At 42.5% G+C, this 7,834-nt stretch carries 6 protein-coding genes; 5 read left to right on the top strand and 1 reads right to left on the bottom strand.

The genetic code is table 11. From position 1 onward, the window contains the following. The first annotated feature begins 61 nt into the window (after nucleotides 1-61). Nucleotides 62-1,153, top strand: coding sequence for an MBL fold metallo-hydrolase (locus ABYB02_RS12095; RefSeq protein WP_372762701.1), 1,092 nt, complete (start codon nucleotides 62-64; stop codon nucleotides 1,151-1,153). A 336-nt stretch (nucleotides 1,154-1,489) separates the two neighbouring features. Here the strand turns inward: ABYB02_RS12095 and typA are convergent, their stop codons facing one another. Further along, complete coding sequence (gene typA / locus ABYB02_RS12090; protein WP_372762700.1) at nucleotides 1,490-3,313, bottom strand: translational GTPase TypA; 1,824 nt, start codon at nucleotides 3,311-3,313, stop codon at nucleotides 1,490-1,492. A 508-nt stretch (nucleotides 3,314-3,821) separates the two neighbouring features. On the opposite strand from typA, the gene glnA reads away from it, so the two are divergent. From glnA to ABYB02_RS12070, 4 genes are all read left to right on the top strand, one after another. Further along, a complete protein-coding gene (gene glnA, locus ABYB02_RS12085) occupies nucleotides 3,822-5,228 on the top strand; it encodes a glutamate--ammonia ligase (RefSeq protein WP_372762699.1) in 1,407 nt (468 codons plus the stop codon). A 113-nt stretch (nucleotides 5,229-5,341) separates the two neighbouring features. Then, a complete protein-coding gene (locus ABYB02_RS12080) occupies nucleotides 5,342-5,863 on the top strand; it encodes a DUF4124 domain-containing protein (RefSeq protein ID WP_372762698.1) in 522 nt (173 codons plus the stop codon). 92 nt (nucleotides 5,864-5,955) lie between these two features. Beyond that, nucleotides 5,956-7,026, top strand: coding sequence for a nitrogen regulation protein NR(II) (glnL, locus tag ABYB02_RS12075; protein WP_372762697.1), 1,071 nt, complete (start codon nucleotides 5,956-5,958; stop codon nucleotides 7,024-7,026). Between the two features lie 20 nt (nucleotides 7,027-7,046). Beyond that, a partial coding sequence (locus ABYB02_RS12070) for a sigma 54-interacting transcriptional regulator (RefSeq protein WP_372762696.1) occupies nucleotides 7,047-7,834 on the top strand: 788 nt, incomplete at its 3' end.

The following is a 7,834-nucleotide window of genomic DNA, read 5'->3' as shown; positions in this document are numbered from 1 at the left end:
GTTTTTATTTAACCATATTTGCTACACTTTTACCTTATTAGAACAATAAGAATCGTTAACTATGAAACTACGTAGCCTAAGTTTACTCATCTGTGTAAGCACTTTAGTCGCTTGTAGTGCGGCTAATCAGGTGCAAATTATTGCCGGCCCCAATACAGTGATCCCGTTGCATCAACAGGGCGAACAAGCTGGGCGTTATCATAACCTGTATCCTGGTAAAAAAAGCTACCCTGTTAGCTGTGAAAGCCACTGCTACCCTAGTAATGCTCAGCTAATATGCGAAACACAAGGCGAAAATTGCCTGTACACAGGTACACAACCCACTCCTCAGTTAAACACACACTTTACCGTACGCTGGCTTGGTCATGCCGGGTTTATCATAAAATCCCCTAACGGCCAGCAACTGCTATTTGACCCTGTTAAGGCGCAATTTGACTCCCCTGTCGATTTAGCTTTTCGGCTCACGGCAGGGTTTTACCGACAACCTGGCGACTGGCTTTCTACTCATGAACTAAAAAACATCGACGCCGTAATGTATTCTCACCTGCATTATGATCACTTTAATAAAGCCGACATCGCAGAAATTGGTAATAGCCCTCGCTATTTAGTACCACTTGGGTTAGCCGATAACTTTCCCACAAACGGCTTCAATATTAGCGAAATGGCATGGTATGCAAAAACCACTATTGACGATTTAAACATTCACGCCGTGCCTGCGCATCACTTTAGTAGCCGCGTGCTTATTCCCTATCTTTACGAAGATCAAAACAAAGACTTATGGAATGGTTGGTTGTTGGAGCAAAACGGCCGCACATTATTTTTTGCCGGTGATACTGGCTATTCAAAACACTTTAACGACATACAACAAAAATACGGTGATATCGACGTGTGTTTGATGCCGATAGCCTCTTATTACCATGAACAAAATGCTAATTGGTATCGTTATGTACACACCACCCCAGAGGATGCCTTGAGTGCCGCTCAAGAGCTAAACTGCAAACTAATGATACCGTGGGGCTATGGTAACTCAAGTTGGCAAATGGGCGATCACAGCAGTCACTCAGCACTGCTGCGTTTATTGTATATGCATAAAAAAATGGACTCTAAAATACCCCTGTATATTTTAAATGAAGGCGAAACAATTAAGCTTTAAGTAATTGTCAGTTATGCACCCAGGTTGGCTTGAGCGCCGCGAAACGCAACGAAAAATACCCTACCAGCAAACACGGGTGCTTGGCATTATCGGCGGCTTTTAGCTTCACTCTTTTACTTCTTACGCTCTTTTCTTTGTGCAAACTTCTTTAAGTAAATGATTCACAAAGAGGCGCTGCGCTTTAGCGATAAATAGATGATAGCACTCACGTAACAGCCGGGTATTTCTGATCTGACAACTGACCGTTAGACACTGCAAGCTGCTGTTACTCTCAGTCACAAAAAAGCCGCTGTATTTTGCAATACAGCGGCTTTTCAATGCGTTTCTCTAAGGCAATTAAGCTTTAGCTGAACGACCCGCGCGCTTACGCTCACTTTCAGTTAAGTGACGTTTACGAATACGAATGTTCTCAGGCGTTACTTCTACTAATTCATCATCAGCAATAAACTCAAGCGCTTGTTCAAGAGTATAGTTAAGTGCTGGTGTTAATGTTTGTGCTTCATCGGTACCCGATGCACGAACGTTAGTAAGCTGCTTACCTTTAAGCGCATTAACCGTAAGGTCGTTATCACGGCTATGAATACCGATAACCATACCTTCATAAACTTCAACACCGTGACCGATAAATAAACGGCCGCGCTCTTGTAAGTTAAATAATGCGTTAGTTAGTGCTTTACCAGTTGCATTTGCAATCATTACGCCGTTCTTACGCACACCTAGCTCGCCACCTTTGTGCGGACCGTAGTGATCAAACGTATGATACATAAGACCAGAACCAGATGTTAGCGTCATGAAATCAGTTTGGAAGCCAATTAAACCACGGCTTGGGATCATAAAGTCCATACGCATACGGCCTTTACCATCTGGAGACATGTCAGTAAGCTCACCTTTACGCAGACCAATTTGCTCCATGATAGAACCTTGGTGTTCTTCTTGACAGTCAATGGTTAACGTTTCGTATGGTTCTTCTAGCTGACCATCCACTTCACGTAAAATTACTTCTGGACGTGATACAGCTAACTCGTAGCCTTCACGACGCATGTTTTCGATTAAGATACCTAAGTGTAATTCACCACGACCCGATACGCGGAAGCTATCTGGGTTATCGGTATCTGCTACACGTAGTGCAACGTTATGCACTAACTCTTTGTCTAAACGCTCACGGATATTACGTGACGTAACAAACTTACCTTCTTTACCACAGAACGGTGAGTTATTTACCGAGAACGTCATGGTTACTGTAGGCTCATCAACACTTAGTGGTGGTAATGCTTCAACATTGCTAGGACAACATACAGTGTCTGAAATTTTCAGTTCGCCAATACCCGTAACGGTTACAATGTTACCTGCATAACCACGGTCAGTTTCAATACGCTCAAGGCCTAAATAGCTTTGTACTGTACCAATTTTACCGTTACGTTTAGTGCCATCAGCGCTGATGATAGTTACTTGTTGGTTTGGTGCAACTGAACCACGCTTGATACGACCCACACCGATTACACCTACATAAGAGTTGTAATCAAGTTGTGAGATCTGCATTTGGAAGTCGCCTTCAGGATCCGCATCCGGTGGTGATACTTCGTCAACGATCATCTGGAACATCGCGTCCATGTTGTCTGACGGCTGATCTAAATCTAATGTAGCCCAACCGTTGATAGCAGAAGCATAAATTACTTTAAAATCTAACTGCTCGTCTGTCGCGCCTAAGTTATCGAATAAATCAAAGATTTGATCCATAACCCAATCTGGGCGTGCGCCTGGCTTATCAATTTTATTGATAACAACAATAGGTTTTAAACCTTGTGCGAATGCCTTTTGCGTTACAAAGCGCGTTTGTGGCATTGGACCTTCTTGAGCGTCAACAATAAGTAGTACTGAGTCAGCCATAGAAAGTACGCGTTCCACTTCACCACCGAAATCGGCGTGTCCTGGGGTATCTACGATATTAATGTGGTAATCATTCCATGAAATAGCGGTGTTTTTCGCTAAAATCGTAATGCCACGCTCTCTTTCGATATCGTTTGAATCCATCACGCGTTCTTCATTACCGCCGCGTGTTTCTAATGTGCCTGAAAACTCAAGCAGTTTGTCAACTAGGGTGGTTTTACCATGGTCAACGTGGGCGATAATTGCTATATTTCTTAACTTTTCGATACTCATATATTCACTCAGAGAAATTGAATCTCATTGATCCTGCAGGGGCTATATGCACTCACCCGCGTTTTCACGAGATGTCCCAGCATAGGATTTAAAAGGGCGCATATTATCCCTTATAAATGGAATGGATGAAAGTTTATCCAAAATAAATTTGCAAACTTTCGCACATTTTTATTTAACTCACTGTTTTAAATTGATTAATTATAGAAAATAAATTTTTACTATTTTTATAAAAACCTCCCTATTTAGCCTTTTATTGCCATTTTGCGCAGTCTTTTCCATTTTCTTTGTGTTAATCTATGACGATTAAATAGCGTACAATTTTTTACTCGGTAATTGTTGCACTATACTAGAGCAATTACGCACCAAAATGGTGCTTGATAGTGTTGTCTATTGTTACTTTTATATTTTTTTTCAATATAAACAGTCTATTACAATAGTGGCACAAAATCAGCTTATATAACGCAAAGAAAATAAGCAGCAATAATAAAACCCAATAGTTGGAGGACACATGTCACAATCGGTTTTAGATTTTATTAAAGAAAATGACGTCAAGTTCATTGATTTACGCTTTACTGATACCAAAGGTAAAGAACAGCATGTTTCAATTCCTCATCACCAAATTGATGAAGACTTTTTTGAAGATGGTAAAATGTTCGATGGTTCTTCAATTGCAGGCTGGAAAGGCATCAACGAATCAGACATGGTGCTTATGCCAGTGCCTGAGTCAGCTAAGCTTGACCCTTTCACAGAAGAGGCGACGCTAATTTTACGTTGTGACGTAGTAGAACCTTCTACACTTCAAGGCTATGAGCGCGATCCGCGTTCTGTAGCACAACGTGCTGAAGAATACATGCGCTCTACCGGTATTGCTGATACGGTTTTATTTGGCCCTGAGCCAGAGTTTTTTGTTTTTGACGACATCAAATTTAAAACCGACATGTCTGGCTCAATGTACAAAATTGATTCAAAACAAGCGGCATGGAACTCAGATAAAGAGTATGCCGATGGCAACACAGGTCATCGCCCTGGTGTTAAAGGCGGTTACTTTCCAGTTGCCCCAGTTGACGACTTTCAAGATTGGCGCTCAGCAACTTGTTTAGTGCTAGAAGAGATGGGTCAGGTGGTTGAAGCGCATCACCACGAAGTATCAACGGCAGGTCAAAACGAAATTGCCACTCGTTTTAATACTATGGTAATTAAAGCCGATGAAATCCAAGAAATGAAATATGTTATTCATAACATGGCGCATTTATATGGTAAAACGGCGACCTTTATGCCTAAACCTATTGTCGGTGATAACGGCTCTGGTATGCATTGTCACCAATCATTAGCAAAAGATGGTGTTAACTTATTTGCCGGTGACAAGTACGGTGGTCTTTCTGAAGAGGCACTTTACTACATCGGTGGTATTATCAAGCATGCTAAGGCAATTAACGCCTTTGCAAATGCCTCTACTAACTCATACAAACGTTTAGTACCGGGCTTTGAAGCACCAGTGATGCTTGCATACTCTGCACGTAACCGCTCAGCTTCAATTCGTATTCCAGTTGTTCCATCAGCTAAAGGTCGTCGTATTGAAGTGCGCTTCCCTGATCCAACTGCGAACCCATACCTGGCGTTTGCTGCCATGCTAATGGCTGGCCTTGACGGGATTAAAAACAAAATCCATCCTGGTGATGCTATGGATAAAGACTTATACGATCTGCCTGCTGAAGAAGCCGCAGAAATCCCAACCGTGGCTGCATCACTAGAAGAAGCGCTTGCAGCACTTGATGCAGACCGTGAGTTCTTAAACCAAGGTGGCGTATTCACCAATGACCTTATCGATGCTTACATTGAGCTTAAGTCTAAAGAAGTTGAAAAACTAAACATGACCACTCATCCAGTTGAGTTTGACATGTACTACAGCTGTTAAGCTTATAAAGCGTTAAGAATGTGTTCTCAAGCCCGCTTTGCGGGCTTTTTTAATGGTAAATTAGCGTATTCTCCACTACAGTGAAGTGAGTGTTGTCAATGCAGGGTCGCAGAGTGAATAGCAAGATTTTATTACTATTAATTGCTTCGTTATTAAGCGCTTATAGCTATGCAAGTGAAAAAAAAATTTACACATGGAAAGACAAAAATGGCGTATTAGTATTTTCGGATACCCCACGCAGTGGTGCTAAAGAGGTAAAACTTACCAGCCAAGACTTAAATATGCCCGCCACTAATACTGATATTTTAAATACACCCACACCGCCTGCTGCAGCGGCGTTTAGTATTGCTATTTCGGCCCCAGAGCATAATCAAACGGTGCGTGAAAATACCGGCTCTGTGTATGTGACTACCCGTATAACACCGCGTTTTGAACAAGATTTCACTATCGTGCTGTTTGTTAATGGTACATCTTACGGCCCACCGAGTGACTCCTCTACTTTTGCATTAAGAGATGTCGCACGAGGTGAGCACGTGTTACAAGCCAAACTGTATAATAAAAATAATCAAGTGATTGCTGTCAGCCCTAAAAGCATATTTTTTATGCATCGCAAAGGGTTAAACTTCGCTAATTAGTTAACTGAGACACACCATTTAACTTCCATACTGCAGGGTAAATTAATTAAATAACTTGCCTGTAAATACTAACGCACTAAAATGGTGCAATGATGCCCAATAAAACACATTTTAGCCCAGAGCTACTCAATGCCATTTGGCAAAATCAAACAACCGCCGTGATGCTGCTGAGTGCAGACTTTACCCTAATATACGCCAATACCAGCACCAGTGAATTACTGGGGCTGGGTACTAAGCGTTTATTAGGACAGCCTTTCGATAGTTTATTTAACTACCATTCAATCGATTTAAAACGCATCGCACAGTACTCCTTAATAGATGGGGTAGATTGCCACCAGCACAGGGCTGACGTGGTATTTGTCGACTCTCGCCACGCTAAATTAGCGGTTAGCTCACGACAAATTAAACATCAAGACGCGGTGTATATTTTATTAGAATGCCGACAAACCGATGATGAAATAAAACACGACCAAGCGTCTAATCAAATGCACCAATACCAAGCGGCGCGCAATTTAATTCGCGGACTGGCGCACGAAATTAAAAATCCGTTAGGGGGAATTCGCGGAGCGGCGCAGTTATTGCAGTATGAGGTTGATCAACAAGAAAGAGATCAATGTGCAGAACTTATTATTGAACAAGCCGATAGATTACGTGAATTAGTTGATAGGCTGCTTGGCCCTAATCAATTACCGCAAAAGTCTTATGGCAATATACATCAAACGTTAGAGTCGGTGATCAAGCTAAGTACACTCGATAATAGTGACAATATTAGCTTAGTAAAAGACTACGACCCCAGTATTCCCGATGTGTATATTGATCAAAGTAAAGTACAGCAAGTGGTGCTCAATATTGTGCGAAATGCACAACAAGCGTTAATTAATGGCGGGGAAATAAAAATTAAAACTCGCATTAATTACCAACACCGTCGTCCCGGCAAAGCACCTAAAAAGGCGCTGTTAATTCAGGTGCTTGATAACGGCCCCGGCATTGATAATAGCGTACGCGATACGCTGTTTTATCCGATGATCACCAATAAAGAAGGCGGCTCTGGGTTAGGGCTTTCAATCGCGCAAACATTAATAGACCAACACAATGGCTATATTGAATGCGACAGCTGGCCCGGACACACAGAGTTTAATATTTATCTGCCACTGGCAGATTAACGTTTGAATTTGGAGTTTGCATGAAAACAGTTTGGTTGGTTGATGATGATGCATCAATACGTTTTGTACTAGAAAAAGCCCTCACTCGCGCAGGATTTGCAGTAGAAAGCTTTGCCAATGCGCAGGACGTGTTACATGCACTCAAGTTTAGCCAGCCCAGTGTGTTGATCTCCGATGTTAGAATGCCTGGCATGGATGGTATGGCACTGCTAGAGCTGATAGCCGCAGAAGTGCCCGGCTTACCGGTGATTATTATTACCGCGCATTCCGATTTAGACTCAGCAGTTAATGCGTTTCAAAAAGGGGCGTTTGAGTATTTAGCCAAACCATTTGATTTAAACGAAGCTGTGGCGTTAGTTGAAAGTGCCTACCGAGCAAATGCAACTAAAAAAACCAAACGCAAGCATGCCCCGCCTAAAAGCGCACACATTATTGGCGAAGCCCCTGCAATGCAGGAGGTGTTTCGTGCTATAGGTAAGCTTGCGGCGTCAAGCATGAGCGTACTTATTAACGGCGAATCGGGAACCGGTAAAGAGCTGGTTGCCAGTGCGTTGCATAACCATAGTCCGCGTAAAGAACAGCAGTTTATCGCCCTCAATATGGCGGCTATTCCCAAAGAACTGGTGGAGTCGGAGTTATTTGGTCATGAAAAAGGCGCGTTCACTGGGGCCGACAGTGTGCGTAAAGGTCGCTTTGAGCAAGCCAATGGCGGCACCTTATTTTTAGATGAAATTGGTGATATGCCGCAACCTATGCAAGTTAAATTATTGCGTGTATTACAAGAGCGCACTTTCGAACGTGTTGGTGG

The sequence above is a fragment of the Pseudoalteromonas sp. genome (assembly GCF_041613455.1).
Classification (GTDB): Bacteria; Pseudomonadota; Gammaproteobacteria; order Enterobacterales; family Alteromonadaceae; genus Pseudoalteromonas.
Note: the sequence above shows the minus strand (reverse complement) of the source record. Positions and strands in the feature narration are given on the sequence as shown.

What these genes read in the sequence shown, in the direction of transcription:
- typA (WP_372762700.1), bottom strand. Translation starts at nt 3,313, where the DNA reads ATGAGTATCGAAAAGTTAAGAAATATAGCAATTATCGCCCACGTTGAC.
- glnA (WP_372762699.1), top strand. Translation starts at nt 3,822, where the DNA reads ATGTCACAATCGGTTTTAGATTTTATTAAAGAAAATGACGTCAAGTTC.
- glnL (WP_372762697.1), top strand. Translation starts at nt 5,956, where the DNA reads ATGCCCAATAAAACACATTTTAGCCCAGAGCTACTCAATGCCATTTGG.
- ABYB02_RS12095 (WP_372762701.1), top strand. Translation starts at nt 62, where the DNA reads ATGAAACTACGTAGCCTAAGTTTACTCATCTGTGTAAGCACTTTAGTC.